The sequence below is a fragment of the Schaalia sp. lx-260 genome (assembly GCF_021083645.1).
Classification (GTDB): Bacteria; Actinomycetota; Actinomycetes; order Actinomycetales; family Actinomycetaceae; genus Pauljensenia.
In genome coordinates this window covers 183,921-201,635 of sequence record NZ_JAJNRQ010000004.1, presented here as the reverse complement: position 1 = coordinate 201,635, position 17,715 = coordinate 183,921, and the positions used below count along the sequence as shown (strand labels likewise).

General features: G+C 49.5%; 21 protein-coding genes. 8 read left to right on the top strand and 13 right to left on the bottom strand.

Annotation, left to right across the window (positions count from 1 at the left end):
- Nucleotides 1-7: 7 nt before the first annotated feature.
- On the bottom strand, nucleotides 8-268 hold the full coding sequence (nrdH, locus tag LRP57_RS06445) for a glutaredoxin-like protein NrdH (RefSeq protein ID WP_231205707.1): 261 nt from the start codon (nucleotides 266-268) through the stop codon (nucleotides 8-10).
- Nucleotides 269-779: 511 nt separating this feature from the next.
- Nucleotides 780-1,094, bottom strand: coding sequence for a hypothetical protein (locus tag LRP57_RS06440; RefSeq protein ID WP_231205706.1), 315 nt, complete (start codon nucleotides 1,092-1,094; stop codon nucleotides 780-782).
- 136 nt (nucleotides 1,095-1,230) lie between these two features.
- Between LRP57_RS06440 and LRP57_RS06435 the strand changes: the two genes are divergently transcribed.
- The 3 genes from LRP57_RS06435 (at nucleotide 1,231) to LRP57_RS06425 (ending at nucleotide 3,059) form a co-directional block, all read left to right on the top strand.
- On the top strand, nucleotides 1,231-1,707 hold the full coding sequence (locus LRP57_RS06435) for a RidA family protein (protein ID WP_231205705.1): 477 nt from the start codon (nucleotides 1,231-1,233) through the stop codon (nucleotides 1,705-1,707).
- Between the two features lie 154 nt (nucleotides 1,708-1,861).
- Nucleotides 1,862-2,410, top strand: coding sequence for a DUF2249 domain-containing protein (locus LRP57_RS06430; RefSeq protein WP_231205704.1), 549 nt, complete (start codon nucleotides 1,862-1,864; stop codon nucleotides 2,408-2,410).
- A gap of 169 nt (nucleotides 2,411-2,579) precedes the next feature.
- Complete coding sequence (locus LRP57_RS06425) at nucleotides 2,580-3,059, top strand: SRPBCC family protein (RefSeq protein WP_231205703.1); 480 nt, start codon at nucleotides 2,580-2,582, stop codon at nucleotides 3,057-3,059.
- An 84-nt stretch (nucleotides 3,060-3,143) separates the two neighbouring features.
- Here the strand turns inward: LRP57_RS06425 and msrA are convergent, their stop codons facing one another.
- Nucleotides 3,144-3,671: a peptide-methionine (S)-S-oxide reductase MsrA gene (msrA, locus tag LRP57_RS06420; protein WP_231205702.1), complete on the bottom strand. Its 528-nt coding sequence runs from the start codon at nucleotides 3,669-3,671 to the stop codon at nucleotides 3,144-3,146.
- An 81-nt stretch (nucleotides 3,672-3,752) separates the two neighbouring features.
- Nucleotides 3,753-5,480 carry an L-serine ammonia-lyase, iron-sulfur-dependent, subunit alpha gene (locus LRP57_RS06415; RefSeq protein WP_442984712.1) on the bottom strand — a complete coding sequence of 576 codons (1,728 nt, stop codon included), beginning with the start codon at nucleotides 5,478-5,480 and terminating at the stop codon, nucleotides 3,753-3,755.
- A gap of 75 nt (nucleotides 5,481-5,555) precedes the next feature.
- Here LRP57_RS06415 and LRP57_RS06410 point away from each other — a divergent pair, with 75 nt between their 5' ends.
- The 3 genes from LRP57_RS06410 (at nucleotide 5,556) to LRP57_RS06400 (ending at nucleotide 7,494) form a co-directional block, all read left to right on the top strand.
- A complete protein-coding gene (locus tag LRP57_RS06410; protein ID WP_231205701.1) occupies nucleotides 5,556-6,029 on the top strand; it encodes an S-ribosylhomocysteine lyase in 474 nt (157 codons plus the stop codon).
- Nucleotides 6,030-6,071: 42 nt separating this feature from the next.
- Nucleotides 6,072-6,851, top strand: a complete 780-nt coding sequence (gene mtnN, locus LRP57_RS06405) for a 5'-methylthioadenosine/S-adenosylhomocysteine nucleosidase (RefSeq protein WP_231205700.1) — start codon at nucleotides 6,072-6,074, stop codon at nucleotides 6,849-6,851.
- Between the two features lie 124 nt (nucleotides 6,852-6,975).
- Nucleotides 6,976-7,494 (top strand): low molecular weight protein-tyrosine-phosphatase, encoded by a 519-nt coding sequence (locus tag LRP57_RS06400; protein ID WP_231205699.1) that lies wholly within the window; start codon nucleotides 6,976-6,978, stop codon nucleotides 7,492-7,494.
- A gap of 108 nt (nucleotides 7,495-7,602) precedes the next feature.
- On the opposite strand, the gene LRP57_RS06395 is transcribed toward LRP57_RS06400, so the two are convergent.
- Nucleotides 7,603-8,154 (bottom strand): phosphoribosyltransferase, encoded by a 552-nt coding sequence (locus tag LRP57_RS06395; RefSeq protein ID WP_231205794.1) that lies wholly within the window; start codon nucleotides 8,152-8,154, stop codon nucleotides 7,603-7,605.
- Nucleotides 8,155-8,296: 142 nt separating this feature from the next.
- On the bottom strand, nucleotides 8,297-8,935 hold the full coding sequence (locus LRP57_RS06390; RefSeq protein ID WP_231205698.1) for a hypothetical protein: 639 nt from the start codon (nucleotides 8,933-8,935) through the stop codon (nucleotides 8,297-8,299).
- 374 nt (nucleotides 8,936-9,309) lie between these two features.
- Here LRP57_RS06390 and LRP57_RS06385 point away from each other — a divergent pair, with 374 nt between their 5' ends.
- A complete protein-coding gene (locus LRP57_RS06385; protein WP_231205793.1) occupies nucleotides 9,310-10,035 on the top strand; it encodes a nitroreductase family protein in 726 nt (241 codons plus the stop codon).
- Between the two features lie 66 nt (nucleotides 10,036-10,101).
- Here the strand turns inward: LRP57_RS06385 and LRP57_RS06380 are convergent, their stop codons facing one another.
- Nucleotides 10,102-10,272, bottom strand: a complete 171-nt coding sequence (locus LRP57_RS06380; RefSeq protein WP_231205697.1) for a hypothetical protein — start codon at nucleotides 10,270-10,272, stop codon at nucleotides 10,102-10,104.
- A 244-nt stretch (nucleotides 10,273-10,516) separates the two neighbouring features.
- Between LRP57_RS06380 and LRP57_RS06375 the strand changes: the two genes are divergently transcribed.
- Nucleotides 10,517-10,912, top strand: a complete 396-nt coding sequence (locus LRP57_RS06375; RefSeq protein ID WP_231205696.1) for a hypothetical protein — start codon at nucleotides 10,517-10,519, stop codon at nucleotides 10,910-10,912.
- A gap of 97 nt (nucleotides 10,913-11,009) precedes the next feature.
- Here the strand turns inward: LRP57_RS06375 and LRP57_RS06370 are convergent, their stop codons facing one another.
- The 6 genes from LRP57_RS06370 to LRP57_RS06345 all read right to left on the bottom strand — a co-directional run bounded on the left by LRP57_RS06370 (nucleotide 11,010) and on the right by LRP57_RS06345 (nucleotide 17,575).
- Complete coding sequence (locus LRP57_RS06370; protein WP_231205695.1) at nucleotides 11,010-11,756, bottom strand: amino acid ABC transporter ATP-binding protein; 747 nt, start codon at nucleotides 11,754-11,756, stop codon at nucleotides 11,010-11,012.
- Entirely contained in the window at nucleotides 11,756-12,640 is an 885-nt protein-coding gene (locus tag LRP57_RS06365) for an amino acid ABC transporter permease (protein ID WP_231205694.1), read from the bottom strand. The genes LRP57_RS06370 and LRP57_RS06365 overlap by 1 nt, the downstream gene beginning before the upstream one ends.
- A gap of 171 nt (nucleotides 12,641-12,811) precedes the next feature.
- Nucleotides 12,812-13,672: an ABC transporter substrate-binding protein gene (locus LRP57_RS06360; protein WP_231205693.1), complete on the bottom strand. Its 861-nt coding sequence runs from the start codon at nucleotides 13,670-13,672 to the stop codon at nucleotides 12,812-12,814.
- A gap of 237 nt (nucleotides 13,673-13,909) precedes the next feature.
- Nucleotides 13,910-14,365 (bottom strand): cupin domain-containing protein, encoded by a 456-nt coding sequence (locus tag LRP57_RS06355; protein WP_231205692.1) that lies wholly within the window; start codon nucleotides 14,363-14,365, stop codon nucleotides 13,910-13,912.
- Nucleotides 14,366-14,374: 9 nt separating this feature from the next.
- Entirely contained in the window at nucleotides 14,375-15,802 is a 1,428-nt protein-coding gene (locus LRP57_RS06350; RefSeq protein ID WP_231205792.1) for an amidohydrolase family protein, read from the bottom strand.
- Between the two features lie 96 nt (nucleotides 15,803-15,898).
- A complete protein-coding gene (locus LRP57_RS06345; protein ID WP_231205691.1) occupies nucleotides 15,899-17,575 on the bottom strand; it encodes an adenosylhomocysteinase in 1,677 nt (558 codons plus the stop codon).
- Between the last annotated feature and the right edge of the window lie 140 nt (nucleotides 17,576-17,715).

Genomic DNA, 17,715 nt, shown 5'->3' with positions numbered 1-17,715 from the left:
GGTTTATTTAGGCGTGCACAACCTGCAAAGCAGGAGCGGTGGCAGCAGCGATAGCGGCTTTGATGCGGTCGGGGCGGAAACCGCTCCAATGATCGTCATCGGTGACCACAACAGGCGCTTGCTGATAGCCCAAGCCTTTGATGTATTCCAAGGCATCCATATCCTGTGATACGTCGATGGAGGTGTAGGCAATACCTTGCTTGTCCAAAACCCTGTAGGTGGCATCGCACTGTGGGCAACGTGGCTTGGAGTAAACGGTAATCGCCATAATTAACCTCTTTCGGTGCAGTGTTACGGGCATATGACATGCCTGTAATCACATGGATGTTATTTCGTAAAGACACGGTGGCCTCTTTGATGACTCAACACTACACCTTGTGTCTAAATTCGTCAGCGACCACCATATGTTGTGTTTCACGCTCTGTTGCCTCAGGGGGTGTGGATAGGGTGTGGAGACAGCGGCAGGCACATGTGGAAGACCCTCATGAAGGTTGAATCACCCCATGAAAGATTGTCATGAACAACAGCATATGTGTCGTGATTTGTTGGCAAAAAATGACCTCATCCGATGGGGTGAAAAGTATTCCTCCCCTCTGTGGATAAATCATCTATGGTCGTCCACAGGCTGTGGATGATGAAGACAAATCAGCTCACACGTGACCGGAAAAATACTTTCCTCATCGGCGTGTCGTCCCAAGTCCGTCCACTATCTGAACATGGGTACTGTCGATGAGTTCCGCGTATGCAAAGCCGCCTATTTACAGGCGCATATCAAGATTTTATACGTCTGAATTTCCTGTATATGACGGGTTTGCCTCGCTATCACGCGGTGAAGGAGTAGGAGCATGAGACGTGGATGGCGCGGCAGAATCCGCTGAGAAAACAGCATCAGCTGAAGAAGCAGAATCAGGTGAGGAAGCCTGGGAGTTTCCGCTAACTGAAGTAAAGACACCGATAACAATGCACGTAATCGCAGCCCATTTCAGAAAATGACCATAAGAGGTATGCGCTAATACGGCTGCCAGTATTGATAAAAGCACTCCTGCACACACTATGCCGAGCAATACCCATTGTTTTGTCGTGAAATTACGCATAAAAGATCCTGTCCTCTGTAATACATACATAGTGTCTCATGAGGCCCGAGTGGGAACAGGAGCATGAAACCTGCGGGTAGTACTCTGAAAACACGTCTATACATACAAGCCCACAGATAAGTAAAGGACACAATTGATGACAACTTTGAGCCAACGCCTTCAAGAACGCGGAATCGAACTCCCTGAAGTTCCCACTCCCGTTGCCGCTTACGTTCCCGCTGTAATTGACCGAGGCGTTGTTCGCACTTCCGGTCAGCTCCCGATGGAAAACGGTGAACTCGCATGTATTGGCGCAGTAGGAGCTGATGGGGCTGACTTTGAAGATGCTCGTGACGCTGCGCGAGTATGCGCCCTCAATGCTTTAGCTGCTGCCGCCGCAGAAGCTGGAGGCGTGGATCGTTTGGAGCGGGTTATCAAAGTGACAGCTTTTGTTGCCTCCCTGCCCGATTTTTACAATCAAGCGCAAGTGGTCAACGGGGCTTCTGAATTCTATGCAGATCTTTTTGGTTCACTTCACGCACGTTCAGCAGTCGGTGTGGCCTCCTTACCTTTGAATGCTTCCGTTGAAATTGAAGTAGAGTTCGCGCTTGCCGACTCACATAACATCGAGTGAATGTGGATAGCGTCCACAAGATCGCCCTATATCGCGCAGTTCATGGCACATATGCGTACACTAACGACCCAGAAGGATATACCCTCACAGGGTATATAAAACGCTGTGAAATTAAGGTGGCAAACACCATGCCACCCGAACCGGAGAGTATGTAATGAATGAAACTCACCCAGATGTAACACCACATGATGATCGACAAATGTTCCGTCTAGTCGATTCACGTGTAAGCGCTCGCCCAGCTGGTTCAGGCTGTGGGTGCGGTGGCCACGGACACGAGCAAGCCTCGCATCTTCAAGAAGCTACAGGAGGGCCTGAACTTGCGCGACATCGTGGCGGCAAAGGGTGCGGTTGCGGAGGCCATGCGCACACATCCCACACAGCAGATGCTGCCACGCCTGCGGAAAAACCTCAGCATGGCTCTCATGGTGGCTGCGGCTGTGGTGGTCATGGGCGAGGACATCGCGCTGAACAGGGAACACAAACAGAAGAACTGCTTGTCCACTCGTGGCCACGTAGCGTGCGTAAAGCTATGATTTTTGCAGCTGTCGATACCTTACCGGCAGGTGAAAATCTGGTGATCGTGACACCGCATCAACCAGAATCAATCTTTGACCACTTGCAAGCCAGTGACAATCACTACCGTGTTGAAACCCTGCAATCTGGTCCCGATCAGTGGCGTTACCGTATTACACGTATTTCATGAAAAGTACGGCAGCGGTACCTTGAACCTGCTATTTGCCACACAACATTTGCGCAAAAGCACACAAGCTACCGCTGCTTTACCTACACGCTGACAGGCCAAACTGTATGTAGCTCTAAGGGGCAGCGTTCATTCTCTAGCGAAAACCTGCATATCCGGTTAGCGTACATACATGAATATCTTTGGTGAAAACGAAATGCCAGATGTGAATGAAGAATACGATGTTGTAGAAATTGACACCCACATTCACGCGCCCACAGAATCAGTATGGTCCTTAGTAAGCGAAGCCGGCTGGTGGATTAACGATGGTCCTTTAGGTGATCATGAAGTAAGCGTTGACGAGGAAGGAATCTACCATGTGGCCGACCCTGAAGCTGGTGAATGGCTGGTAGAAAAAGTAGATGAGGACCCTATGGACCTCGTTGCTTTCCGCTGGTACCCGCTAGCTGGCGATGAACTTCCAGAAGAATACGCAACACGAGTGGAAGTTTCACTCTCTGAAGAAAACGGTTCCATTGCCCTCCACGTAGAAGAAAGCGGCTTATCCACCGTCAGCGATGACGAAGACGTGGCTCGCAGTGCATGGGAAAACGCTTCAGGTATGTGGCACGAAGTACTCGCAGAAGCAAAGAAATACCTCGAAAACTCCTGACCCGCACATATACGAATACTGTAAAGAAAACAACAGGGGAAATTGAGCGCACTGACACGTTAAATATCAATGCGCCGTCCCCAATTACAAAGACTGTGCCCGAGCAAAAGCAACCGGACCAATGTGACAATAACCCCGAGGATTCTTCATGAGGTAATCTTGGTGATCCTCCTCAGCAGGCCAAAAATCACGTAACTGCTGGACCTCAGTTGCAACGGAAACCCCAAGCTTTTCCTCGCATGCCCGCACGGCCTCAGCAATAATTGGTAGATCCGCTGAATCCTCCCAGTAAATACCTGTACGGTACTGGACACCGTAATCATTACCCTGCTTATTCACCGCTAGAGGGTCGATTGTGTCAAAAAATAAATCAAGGAGAGGGCGCAGAGGCATTTCATCTTCATCGAAAGTAATGCGCACAACCTCAACATGCCCTGAATCACTGCACACATCACGGTAACTCACAGGAGTAGACCACGGCTTCCCATCAGCACTTATCGGACCATTTGCATAACCCACCTCTGTATCTTGCACACCTCGTACAAGTTGGAAAAGCCGTTGAAGCCCCCAGAAACAACCGCCACCCAGAACAATGCTATGTGGAGTAGACACGGAAATCTCCTTTCACTTATACCTTCACCTTAGCGAAGTACAGAAAGATGTGCTTTTTGTAGCAGGAACAGCCACAGTGGATCAACATTCCACCACATTCACCGCAAGACCACCGGCAGAAGTTTCCTTATATTTCGACAACATATCCACACCTGTTTGACGCATAGTTTCAATAACAGCATCCAGACTCACCGTGTGGCGACCATCCCCCCACAACGCCATACGTGCGGCGTTAATTGCCTTCACCGCGGCAATCGCATTACGTTCAATACAAGGGATTTGCACGAGGCCAGCAACAGGATCACATGTCAGGCCTAAAGAATGCTCCATAGCAATTTCAGCAGCATTTTCCACTTGATGAGGAGTCCCACCTAAAGCCTGCGCTAAACCTGCCGCAGCCATCGCAGAGGCTGAACCCACTTCACCTTGACAGCCCACTTCAGCACCAGCAATTGACGCATTCGTTTTGATGAGGACACCTATAGCTGTTGCCGCCAAAAGGAAATCATGGACAGCGCGACGGCGACGCACACACGCTTCATCATGATTATCAGGCGAGAGACGGAAAGGCGTGCGACGCTGCGAATTCGTTGGAGCAAAAGCGCCAAAAGGAATCCCAGCTTCAGGACAATACGCAACCAGATAGCCTAAAACCGCTGGTATGACACCTGCTGCACCATTCGTCGGTGCGGTCACCACACGATGTCCGGCTGCGTTTTCCTCATTCACAGCGAGCGCGTATAAATTCACCCAATCCATTGCTCGCATAGGGTCATCAGTGGTGGAAGCCCACGGTACAGCTCCCGTGCTGTCACTCGGATGCGATACTACACGTGCATGAAGTTTTTCTGACAATGCATGTGCGCGACGAGGAACATCCAAACCTCCAGGTAAGAATCCCTGAGCTGACATGCCGGCATCCACACAATCAAACATCGTATTTGCTACCAGATCAAGGTGAGCGTCAAGCTCTTGAGCGCTGTGATGCGCTTCCTCATTTGCGCGGACAAGTTGTGCAATCGAAAGAGAAGAAGCCTCACATGCAGCGAGTAACTGCGCACCCGTTGTAAAAGAGTACGGACTGGTGCTATGCGAAGACTCAGGCGAATATGAATCAGTGTTATCGTGACGGAAGGTGAGGGGATCTGCCGTATCTGAATGCGCGCAGTTGGAGGAAATAAGACGCGTTAAAACTTCATCAAGAGGACGGACAACAGGGTTTTGGTCATCTCCCGCGTTTTCTGGGCATGTGCTGATTTGCGCCATAACGAAACCACCACCTACGGAATAGTAGGTTCGCTGCAAAATAGGGGCAGTGCTGGCATTTGCGTGATGCGCAGTGATTGTGAGGGCGTTGACGTGATACGGCAAAACGACAGCAGGTAAGAATTTCACGTCCGCAGCTATATCAAAGGCAATAGCATGACCCCCATGAATTACCAGCTGCCCGGTACGAGCAATAGAAGGTAAGAGATCTTCAACTTGGCTGATGGATACGGTTTCTGGCGCGTATCCGGCTAAACCCAGCAAGACAGCGCGATCAGTATTGTGGCCGCGACCTGTTGCACCTAAAGAACCATACAGATTAATACTGAGGCGTGCGGGAGTCATGTTCCCTGCGACATATGCAAGTTCTGCGGCAAAAGCTGCTCCGGCTCGCATAGGGCCAACAGTATGTGAGGAGGAAGGACCTATGCCGATACGGAAAATATCCATAACGGAAAGAGGGGACAGTGAGTGCGCGCTTTTACTTTCAGACGTAGTGGAGGACGTGCTTGTGTACGTGGAAGTAAATGCGCCTGAATCCATGGGAAAAATTGTCTCATGTGTTCGCATTATGTGAGTGGCTAGAAACTAGCCGCCTGCTCCTCGTACACTCAGAGTATGACTGAACGCATGAATGTAGAATCTTTCAACCTCGACCACCGCACAGTTGTTGCCCCCTATGTGCGTATTGCTGACCGTAAAACCCTGCCAGGCGGGGACGTCCTCGTTAAATACGATGTCCGTTTTACTCAACCAAATAAAGCGCACCTGGATATGCCAGCAGTTCACAGTATTGAACATCTCAGTGCAGAACTTATGCGCAACCACACGGATCGCCTGATTGATTTTGGTCCTATGGGATGCCAAACAGGTTTCTACGCGATGTTACTTGGTGTGGAAAAAGACGAATTCTTACAGATTCTGCGTAGCACATGCGAAGACATTCTCAATGCAACAGAAGTACCCGCAGCAAATGAAGTGCAATGTGGATGGGGTGCTAACCACAGCCTTGAAGCAGCACAAAAAGCAGTGCGTGAATTTCTGGACGCATATGAACAGTGGACGATTGTGACCCAAGAGGACGCACAGTAATTACGTGCTACACGCCGAAAACCTACTCATCGGAGTAAAAATATGAATGCAACACATTCCGCCACTGAACACCGTGCTCACACATTGCCTGAACTGCCAGAACGTATCCGCGTGAGGGCTGTCATCCAGTGCGCAATGGATATGGAAGCAGAACCGGTCCTATCAGCATTAGATCCGCAGTCACCACAAAAGACCCTAGTGATCGGAAACGATGACGCGCATCAGCAGATATTCACGCTAGGGACACTTGAAGGCCACAGCGTACTAGTTGTAACCAGCGGTATTGGTTTAGCAAATAGTGCCGCAGCCACAGCACGTGCTCTGACTCTTGTTCAACCAGATATTGTCATAGCTGCAGGCACCACAGGGGGACTGCATAAAGACATTCGAGTGGGCGATATCGCTGTTGGTGTTCGCACGGTTTACAGTTGCGCAGATGCCACTGTTTTCGGATATGAGCGAGGACAAATTCCGCGAATGCCAGCGGATTATCGTAGCTCTGAACGGGCACAGGAAGCCCTCAACACGTTGTCAGATCATATTGAATATCAGGTCATGGTAGGGGATATTGTCTCCTCTGATTCTTTTATGAACGGCGACATTGTTGATATTGTTCGCGCAGATTTTCCAAACGCCATGGCATCAGATATGGAAACTACCGCTATGGCGCAAGTGGCCTGGTCTTGCGGCAGTGATTGGGTATCGTTGAGGGCCGTATCTGACCTATGCGGACCTAGCGCAGGGGATGATTTCCGTATGGACGGCCAAAAAGCAGCTCAACATAGTGCAGAAGCTGTGCGCGCATACCTGTCGTTGTACTGAACTAACCCGTAAAGCATGAAATAGCCCTGCACTGACATGTTCCGTGCAGGGCTTCCTCATATGGGTTACGCTTCCTTGCGAAGCAGCGCAACATAAGAATCAAAGGAAAGAAAGAGGACCTGTAATGACGGTGCGTGTACTCATGGTGTGTACCGGTAATATTTGCCGTTCAACAATGGCTCATCAGGTTTTCGCTGAAGTAGCAGCGCAACACGGATTGGATGTCCACGTGGACTCAGCGGGTGTATCCGACGAAGAACACGGTAATCCAATTGATCGTCGTGCCGCACGTGTCCTACGCGAAGCAGGCTACGCAGTACCTGACCATCGTGCTCGTCAAATCCACGCACATGAACTGAGCCAGTGGGATGTCGTTCTTGCCATGACGGACTATCACTTACGTTCCTTGAATCGTTTACGTGAACGCGCGGGGCTGCCTCGTCCATCCTCATCTGATGCTCAATCCCCATTCGTAGGGCCGGACATTCGCATGTTCCGTGACTTTGACCCGAAAGCATCAGCAAGTGATCGTGACCTGCCGGACCCTTGGTATGGCGGCCATCAGGACTTTGTGCAGACCTTAGAAGTCATTGAACGGTCGATGCCGAATATTATCGAATATATCCGGTCCTTAGGTGCTTGAATTACCGTGAATCACCCCTCTACGTACACACAGCGTTGTCATGCGCATGTGAATGTGCTTGGTAATGGGAAACCCGACCCAGGTAATTCCTTAAAGTTTCGATTACCCTCAGGCGCGCGACTGAACTGTAGGCAAAGTAGACCATGGAAAATTGATCCATAAATCTGTTTCGCGCCACACATAATCGGGAGTAATCACAGAAACAGGTTTGCAATACAAAACAGCGCTGCGTGCATCCACGTGACTGCTGTTATTCCCATCTAAAGTAAGACCACGATCAGCAATCATTGACATCACCATTTTGAGTGTTCGGCCCGAATCGGCAACATCATCAACAACGAGGACACGCTGCCCATCAAGCGCAGACACATCCATGAGTGGAGGCAACAGTTCAGGTTCAGCAAGAGTCTGACCAATACCGGTGTAAAACTCCACATTCATCGTGCCCATAGCTTTTACTCCCATTGCGTAGGACAACGCGCCGGCAGGAATGAGTCCTCCTCGGGCAATAGCGACAATCAGATCAGGCATCCACCCAGAATCCACAATGCTTTGCGCAAGCTCACGAGAAGCGTCACCAAAACCCTGCCATGTCAAAATTTCACGATCAGAACTAACGACATCATTGGCAAAAATACTTGCACCATCATCGAAAGGCATGTGGTGGGTGTTCATACATACTCCACGTTAATCGCAGGGATAAATTTCCTTTATTTTACGCTGAGCAGAAAAGCCAAGCTCACACCTGTCGCATACACCATTTCACATGGAACAACACGTAGTTTCGTAAGTATTCTGCAGATTACAGGACATTACCTGCATAATCACAGAAAGCCGGCCCTTCAAAATCTTGAGAGCCGAGTACCTGTAGGACACGATCCATTAATTCTTCAGGGCGTTGCAAACCCATTGAAAACTCAGGATGACGCAGCTCGATCGCAACCATTCCAGAAGGATCACTCACAGGTTCTGTGTCAAAAGATTCACGCAAAACAGGTGTCAGTGATTCAAGATCTGACGAGGCACCGAAAATCCACGTGCGCGCCATCGGACCGTCCGCAGTATCCCCTATGTGCAGACGAGTGAAAACCACATGAGAGCCTGCGCGCGGCCATATCTGACCTGAGCGCACAAAAAGGTGCACATCATCTTCACCGATAGATTCTTCAATCAGGCTGTAAGCGTATGCTCCGATGCCTCGTAAAGTCAATGAATCAGCGATAACACCTAAAAACTCATCATCGAAAGGAGTGTCTTGGAAATATATTGCCTCACCATATGTGGGCATGTGCGTTCCAAAAGGACGGACAGGAATCCCAGCGTCTTTCAGGGCTTTAACAACAGCGTAAACATTGTGCTCAGGGAAAGGATGGAGGACTGCTGCGTTAGAACTGACACGTTCAACAAAAACATATGTGCTGAAACCAAATGCGGTGGACATTCCCATATTCTATGCTCTTTCTGGCTGCTTGCTAACTAAATCGACCAAATAGCCAGTACTTAAAGCTACTTGCACATATAAACCACCAGAACCTCCGCTGTTACGGTGTACAGTGAATGGTGGAACTTCCCTGTCAATGACTGCCAGACACTATGGGTAAAAATATGCAGGCTTAATTCTCCCACCGCCTCGGTAGTGACGATAACTGCCTAGCCATCTACAGATCCACAAGCACAGCGCATAGAAAAACAGCACATAGAAAAGAGGCCACGATGCATACCGACATGACACCACAAGAGGACTTATCACAGGCCACGAAGGTGCTACACACCCCTGAAAACACGCCTGTTTCTAATCCAACAATTGACCTGCAAATGGCTCACAGGACGATCCGCGCATTCACAGAGCAGCCCGTCAGCAACGACGAACTCCAGACCCTCTTTCAAGTGGCACGCCACACGGCAACAGCAGCTTTCTTACAACAAGCCACATTAATCCACGTGCGCGACCAGTCTATACGTGACGGACTCTGCCAGGTGAGCGGACAAAAATATGTCGGCGGCACGCGCGGTGAACTCTTTGTTTTTGTTGCTGACCTGTATAGAAATGCCACAATTCGTCACGAAGCCGGAATTGAGTCAGAAGTATTTGGCCGCACAAATATGTTCTTTGAAGCTATCGACGATACTTTGCTTGCCGCACAAAATGTGGTTGTTGCCGCTGAATCAATGGGGCTGGGCACAGTCTACCTTGGCTCATTAAATTCTGATCCTCGTCGCGTTATTGACCTGCTTAAACTCCCGCGCTTGACCTACCCGATTCTTGGCCTCCTTGTCGGCCATCCGGATCAGTCACCGATGTACAAACCGCGTTTACCCTTGTCGGTGACAGTAGGCGTTGATACCTACCCGCATGTGGAATCATATAGCGATGTTTTAACTGACTATGATGCGCTGGTCACCGAATACTACGATTTACGTGAGGCTCAGCAGCGAATCGATTCTTTCACTCACCAAGTACGCACACGTGCAGGCACAGGTGCTTCAGAGCTGTCACCAATCCTTGAAGTCCTACATGAACAAGGCTTAGTGCTCCAGTAAAAGTCACATGACATTGTGGTTGGTATTTCACTGACGCTTGGTGCCGCAGTGGGCCCTGCCGTCATATCAACGGTGACGAATCAAGCTATTCGGGCAGTTGATGCGGCGTAGATATATGCAAGCATTATTGCGTTCAGGTGCGCCTTGTTGAGCACTTACCTGTGTTCGTAGATGTGAAGTATTCATTCCAACTATTGCAATCGTCACAGGAGCAATTGGCGCGGGTTTCCTATTCATTAGGATTCCTATGATTTACCTACACGTATCCGAATAGTCCCTATTTGTGATGATAGGTTCTGTTTGCGTTGGTATTACAGGGCTTCGTACCTCATTGTGGGGTTTTTGGAGTGGTCGCACCGATTAGTCAGCATGTATTACGTGAAGAAAAAGAAAAATGGTAGTCAAGGAATACACAAAGGCAGGTAGGGCCAAATTTTGGCGAAAATCCGCCAAAAAATAGAATGAGAGTAGCATTGTTTTCATGAGTACACGAAAGATTTTGACATCCGTTGCCGTACTTTTGATGGCAACTGCTTCTTTAACAGCATGTAGTACCCCCTCAGCACATATGAGCGGCATGCAATCAGCAGGTAAGGCAGCAGCTCAAAGCTCGCAGCCAGCACCAATCGCCAAGCGCCCCGAAACCATCAATGGTTCAGAGGTAAAGGTTCCTGAACAACGTGCTCTTGTCCTGATGATCGCTGAGAATGCTGACAAGTGGACTGCTGAAATAGCGGACTCATCAATCGTGGAATTTGTCGCCGGTGAGAAACCGACATTTAAGCCACTTGCTGTGGGTTCTACAGAGGTCACATTGACCCCGCCTCAGGGTGAAGCTATCACTTTCACATTAAGTGTCACCCCTGGTGCTAACTGATAAATACCACTACAACTAACAAGTAGGGCCTTTACCTGAGCGGTAAAGGCCCTCATCATATGCTGTGCAAAATAAAGCCAGCACATAGGCAAAGAATTTAATGCAACACGCGGCGCAGAAATTCCTGAGTAGATTTCTCCTGAGGATTATCAATAACTTGTTCAGGAGGCCCTTGCTCCACAATACGACCGCGTTCTAAGAAAACCACGCGATCAGCGGCACTACGAGCAAAACCTATCTCATGAGTTGCCATCAGGATCGTTGATCCTTGCGATTTCACTTCACGTACAAGGTCAAGGACTTCACCTACCAAAATAGGATCAAGAGCAGAAGTGATTTCATCAAGCAGCAGCAGCTCCGGATTCGTTGCTAAAGCGCGAACAATAGCAACACGTTGCTGCTGACCACCGGATAAACGATCAGGATACTCACGTGCTTTTGACTCTAAACCAATACGAGTCAGCAACTCCAGACCACGTTTTTCAGCGGCTTCCCGATCATGCCCATGCACCTTACGTGCAGCCAAGGTGACATTGTCTAAGACACGTAAATGCGGGAATAAGTTGTAATGCTGGAAAACAACACCAATCCGAGCACGCACTTTATTCACATCCACATGAGGAGTTGTAATATCCTCGCCTGAAAGGAAAATTTGTCCGTCATCGAGTCTTTCCAACAGATTCACCGTGCGCAATAAGGTGGATTTACCCGAACCGGACGCTCCTAAAAGGACGACGACCTCATGCTTGGCAATCTCCAAATCCAAGCCACGCAAAACAACATTCGTGCCGAAAGCTTTAACAACGCCTCTGACATCCAAAACAGGCATATTTTCAGCAGACATCAGACGGTCCCTCCTGTTTGTTCGCGTTTTTGCAGACGCGCTGTGTACCAGTCAGATAAACGAATGAAAGGCCAACTCAGCAGAATAAAAAGCAACCCAGCGGTCACATAGGATGTGAAGTTATATGTCATAGCCTGATGAACCTGAGCTGCACGGATCGCATCCACCGCACCAAGAGTGGAAATAAGGCCCACATCTTTTTGCATAGAAATAAAATCATTCATTAACGCGGGGGTCACTTTACGTATAGCCTGAGGAATCACTATATGACGCAGAGTTTGCCCGTGAGTTAAACCCAATGAACGAGCCGCAGCGCGCTGAGATGGATGAACTGCTTCAAGACCGGCACGCAACACTTCTGCAACATACGACGTGTAGGTGAGAACTAAAGCAATACCACCAAGTAAAGCAATAGGGATACGTACCGTCGGATTAAGTGCGGGAACACCAAAACCCACAAGATACAGGACAACAATAAACGGCAGACCGCGGAAAAGATCCGTGTAAGCGGCAGCCAAGAAACGTACAGGAAAGAAAACCGGCCCACGTAATGAACGTGCAGTAGCCAGCAAAATAGCTAAAACAATAACAAAAAATGCTGCACCTACGAGAATACGTAAGTTCAGCCATAAACCCTCAAGTACAGAAGGCAAAGATTCAATGAAATATTTCCGAGAGAAAAATGTTTGTTGCGTCTGTGCCCAGCCAGGTGAATGAGCTAAAAGCACAACCACCAGTGTGGCGACAACAATTGAAGACGCTGTGGCGATACTTGTACTTCGTAGTGCGCGCAATCGCCGTAGTTTGCGACGTTCCAGTTCAACAGGGGTGACAACGTGCGTGAAATCACCGATCACTTCCACGGCACTGTCTGAATGAGCCATACATGCTCCTCAAATGGAGGCAGCACAGAAGGAACCATGAAAGTGTGGAACCTACCGAAACTGCCGAACATTGACGTAAAAAAGGAGAGCGGGCGTGGATGCCCATAAGCCGCCCACGTGTACGACGATATTACATACGAAGTCACATCGCACACGCAGGCGACTCAAAGATCATTGAAGAACAGGGACAGACACAGAGTCAGAGAGCCACTGTGTTTTGATTTTCTCTAAAGAACCGTTTGCGCGAAGAGCATCAACAGCCGCAGTAACAGCAGCAGTTAGCGGCGAATTCTTTGGCAGGACTAAACCAAAGTTTTCAGCAGCGGAAGCATCTTCAAATTGGCCAACGATCTTACCGTTATCAAATTCTGTGGCGTTCAAATGAAGCGCAGTTGGCAAATCGACAATAATTGCATCAATCTGACCACCTTTAAGTGCCTGAACGACATCTACAGAATTGTTGAAAATCAGCGCGTCCTTTGTGGGCTGAATTTTCTCTTTAAGGACTCGGGCGCTGGTTGTTCCCACTTGCACACCAAACTGAATACCTTTCAGATCAGCAAGAGAAGTTGCTGAAGCGGCAGGAGATCCTTCTGTTGTCAAAATAGCTTGGCTGGTGGTGTAGTACGGGGATGAGAAATCCACGGCCTGCTTACGTTCCTCGGTAATAGCAAACTGTTGGAGGTTGAAATCCCAGTCCTTTGCGCCTGGAGCAATTGCAGAATCAAAAGTGGTACGTACCCACATGACATCGTCATGTGCAAACCCAAGCTGGTCAGCAACAGCGTAAGCAACAGCTGCTTCAAAACCCTGACCAGAAGCCGGATCATCATTTTCAACCCACGGGCTGTAAGCTGGCCCACCTGTGGCAATAGTGAGTTTACCTGCGGTTACTGTTGGCAGTGCGCCACTTTCTCCACTGGCAGTTGCGGTTTCAGTGCTTTGAGTTGAGCCGCCCGTGCAAGCAGAAAGAACAAGAGCGACGGTAGCGCTCACAGCAGCGAGGGCAGAGAAAGTTTTCAAGCGAGTCATGGATCGTCCTATGTGTTAGTTGACATGACGGGCTGAAAAACTCCGGGGAGTTTTTCAGTGACGCGATTCCTTTCGTGTACGCGCACTATGTGAGCCTAGTGCTATACGCAGACGCATATACAACAGGGTCAATCCAGTGAGACTATGCAACATGCTATGTGACCCACATTTTGACATCGGGAACATTCGCCACCAGGTATGCAGAAAGCGAGATTTCCTTTGATATTTCAGGATTTTCTATTTATCTGCGCTGTGAGCAAGAGTCCAATCATCAAAAGAAAACTCAGGAGAAACAATACAGGTGGCAAAAGTCACGTCGTCACGAGCGAAAGTGCGCTGCCATGTACCCGCAGGAATTAACACCTGCAAATTCCCATCTTCACCTGACAAAACCACAGGGTCAGGATCTTTTTGAGGAAAGTCACCGGTGCCTCCCCGATGAATCTCTAAACGGCCTGGGCCATGCCACAACCACAGTTCATCTGAGAGGACCACATGCCAAGCAGCTTCTTCATCCTGATCCAGTAAGAAAATAATCGCTGACGCTGTTGCCCGGCTGCCGCGCGCTGTTTCCACACGTGTTGGCGCAGTCCACGTGCGTTTATACCAGCCGCCTTCTGGATGAGGTTGAAGATCATGCAGACGCGCAAGATCACGGACACGTGCAGAAGAAATATGAGAACCCGCAGACATGATAAAGCCTCACCCTTTCACCGTATGCGTAGGAAAAACTGAAGAATCCGCAGAATGACCTGCAACATCATCATGAGGAAAATTTGTGGCCGCATAACGCAACTGTCCCTCAATGATTGTTGCTACTTGACGTCCAGCACCTTCACGCACCACACACTCGATAGTGCTCATCACATCTGTGACAGGCACATCAACTACCACCATATCAGCCAACGCGCCCGCTTGAAGCTGCCCTACACGATGCTGTCCGGTCGCTAAACCAAGAGCTGTTGCCCCACCCAGCGTGGCAGCTTGTAACAAGCGCCGACTTAAATCTGAACTTCCATACCCTTGACGACGAGCAATATCATACAAAAGCGCTACATCTTCCAAAATATCGAGGCTAGGCGAAGACGACAGAGAATCCGTACCGACAGCAATTAGATTCCCCTCACTCAAATACGCCGCCACAGGAGGCTCATCCAAACCAATCACAGCATTGGAACGCGGACACAAAGCAACAGCTGTTGAACGCGCCCGCAAACGACGACGATCATCCGCAGTCATATACACGCCATGTGCAATATGACAGTCAGGGCCAAGAACCCCTAACTGATCGACAAATTCAGTTGCAGAAAAACCAACACCAGCTTGACGTATGGAAGTAAAAGAAGCCGATTTTTCATTGCGCCACAAATCTGCTAAAGCCGCGCCACCTTCCACATCATCCCAACGGGCTTCCATCTGTGCCTCACCTAAATGAATATGCAAACGTAAACCACGACGGCGCGCTAAATCAGGTATTTCCAGCAGGGGAGCAACTTCTAAAGAATACGGAGCATGAGGTGATATCCCAATCGCAGGGGGTGTCGGCATTTTTTCAAGGGCCGAATGGACAGAACTAACACCGCGCTGCGCCCACTCCTCATTTGAATAACCCATGACCTCCCAGTAGGCCACGCCATGCAGCCCCGCATCATGGAGGGCGCTCGCTGCTTCAGGGTCCGTTACCACGTCAGCAACACACGTAGCTCCATAACGAAGCATATACTCGGCACCCTGTGCTGCGGAAGTCTCCCAATCTAAAGGCCCCGCATCGTAAATAGCATCAAATGCGGCCATCCACGAAGGGAAACCATCATACTGACGCAACCCCACCTCAGCCATATTCGTGTACTGCAAATGAGTATGCGCATTCACAAAGCCAGGTAACAGGACACCAGGAACATGAGTTTCCGTGTACGTCATACCGCGCTCACGTAAAGTGGCGATAACCCAATCGCGTGACCCAATATGTTCAATACGGCCATTTAATACGGCAACAGCCCCCCCAAGGACAGAAGGGGCGGTAATAGGGACAACAAGATCAGCGGACCACAGATGGACATTAGCTGGCACCTGACTACGTTCAGATACGGAGGAAGTATTCACAAGTGAAGGCTTTCTGTGTGTGAACATCATCGTGTATGAGTGTAAAACGATACATGGCTTTTGTTGCTGTGCGCTCGCACCCAAAAGACCTGTTTCACAGGGACGGGAAGTATGAAAAAATACTCACGTCCGTAAAGTATCGCGGCCCTCAGCATCATGTTTGAGTGAAAAATCAGATAAAACAGAAGCGCTAGGAGCAAAAAACTTAAGAGCCATCTGAGATATCCCATGATCGAGCGTAGCGGGGAGAGCATGCAAACGAGACTCTCGCGCATTCATACCGGTAAGTAAATATTCCACCGCCGCTGTTTGGACACCAAATGACATATCCATGATTTCTATAGGATTACCTTCACCGGCTGTGCAATTAATACACCCGCCCTTATCCATAACTTTCAGTCCACGACCATCAGCAAAACGCAGAATATCCACAGCCCGATCACCCGTAGGCTCCCATGATGCACCTGCTGCAATGGCTTCCTCTAACGCGATTTCCTGTGCGACACCACCGATCACCGAAAGGACACAGCCATCAGGTGCGCAAGCAAGTACAGAACTGTTGATGGTATGACGTACTCCAGTAGCCGACACAATCCACTGCATATTTTCAGCTACCGCATCAGGTGAAATACATACCTCATATCCATCCATATACGCTTGAAGAAGGCGCACTGAATCCGTATCACAGATCGTTACTTTGGCACCGAAAGCACGGATAAGGCGCGCAAAGCCTCGCCCTACGTCACCATAACCAATAACGAGCACATGCAGGCCACCCATATGTAACCCCTCATGGTTCGCATCCAGTAGATCCATAATGGTAAAGAGACAGGACTGCCCTGTCCCATACGCATTATCGAAAAGTGTTTTCGATCGTGCATCATTACTGGCAACAACAGGTATTTTCAAAGCGGAATCGCGTTCCATAATCCTCAAAGGACGCAAACCGGAAGTTGTTTCTTCCGCTGCACCAATCATGTGCCGTAAAGCAACAGGCGCGTACGCGTCCTCATGGGCCATCCGAATGAGATGTGACCCATCATCCAATAGGACTGTGAGCTGCTGAGAAAGAAAATCGACAGCGGCATGTTTTTCCTCTTGCACGCTCATCTGCGCATACCCGTAGACAGGTATTCCCTGATGACGCAGGTAGTGCGCAACATCATCACGGATTTCATCAGCATGACCAAAAACACTGACCGTAGCACCAGCCTCATGAAGGAGCAGCGCAAGAACAGCCGTTTTAGGTTCAAGGACCAGCGACAATCCAATACGTTGATCCATTAAGGTCCCCCGCTCAGCTAAACGCTGAACGGCAGCAGTTGTGACAGGCATATGCGCTCGCGCCCAAGCGATACGTGCCTGAGCGCTGGCAGGACAAGAGCTGTGAGGATCCTGTAATTCAGTATTATCAGGGCCGATGACATGGATATCCGTCGTAGAGTGAGCGTGTACGACAGTAGTTTCAGGATGTTTTTCTATAAGGCCCGTGAAATCGAAAATAGCTGCGTAGTGCGCAAGTGGCAGTGGGGCATCATTGAGGCCGTGCCCGTGATGCGCATGGGCCCCTAAACCTGTGAGCAGATCGTCAAGGGCATCCGCAATAGGCACGTATCCCTGATAATTCGTTTGCTCAGATTCGGGCGGTGTCAGGAGGAGGAAACGTCTTCCGCAGATCAGAAGGTTCGTAGCGGCAGCCCACGTGCGTAGGAGGACCTGTGCTACGCGCCCAGAAGCTGATGTATGCGGGTGTGGAGTTGGGATTGCTCCAACTGTGGAAGATAAGCGTGGAAGTGACACGCCATGACCGTAGCAAGAATGTGTGCCTAAAGCCAAAGGAGGAACGTTCACTGTGGAACATATGTGTTCCTGTTTTTACAGGGAATGTGAGCTGTATTAAAGCGATGCGAAATGGCTTTGTGTGTAAGGGAAGTGTCTTA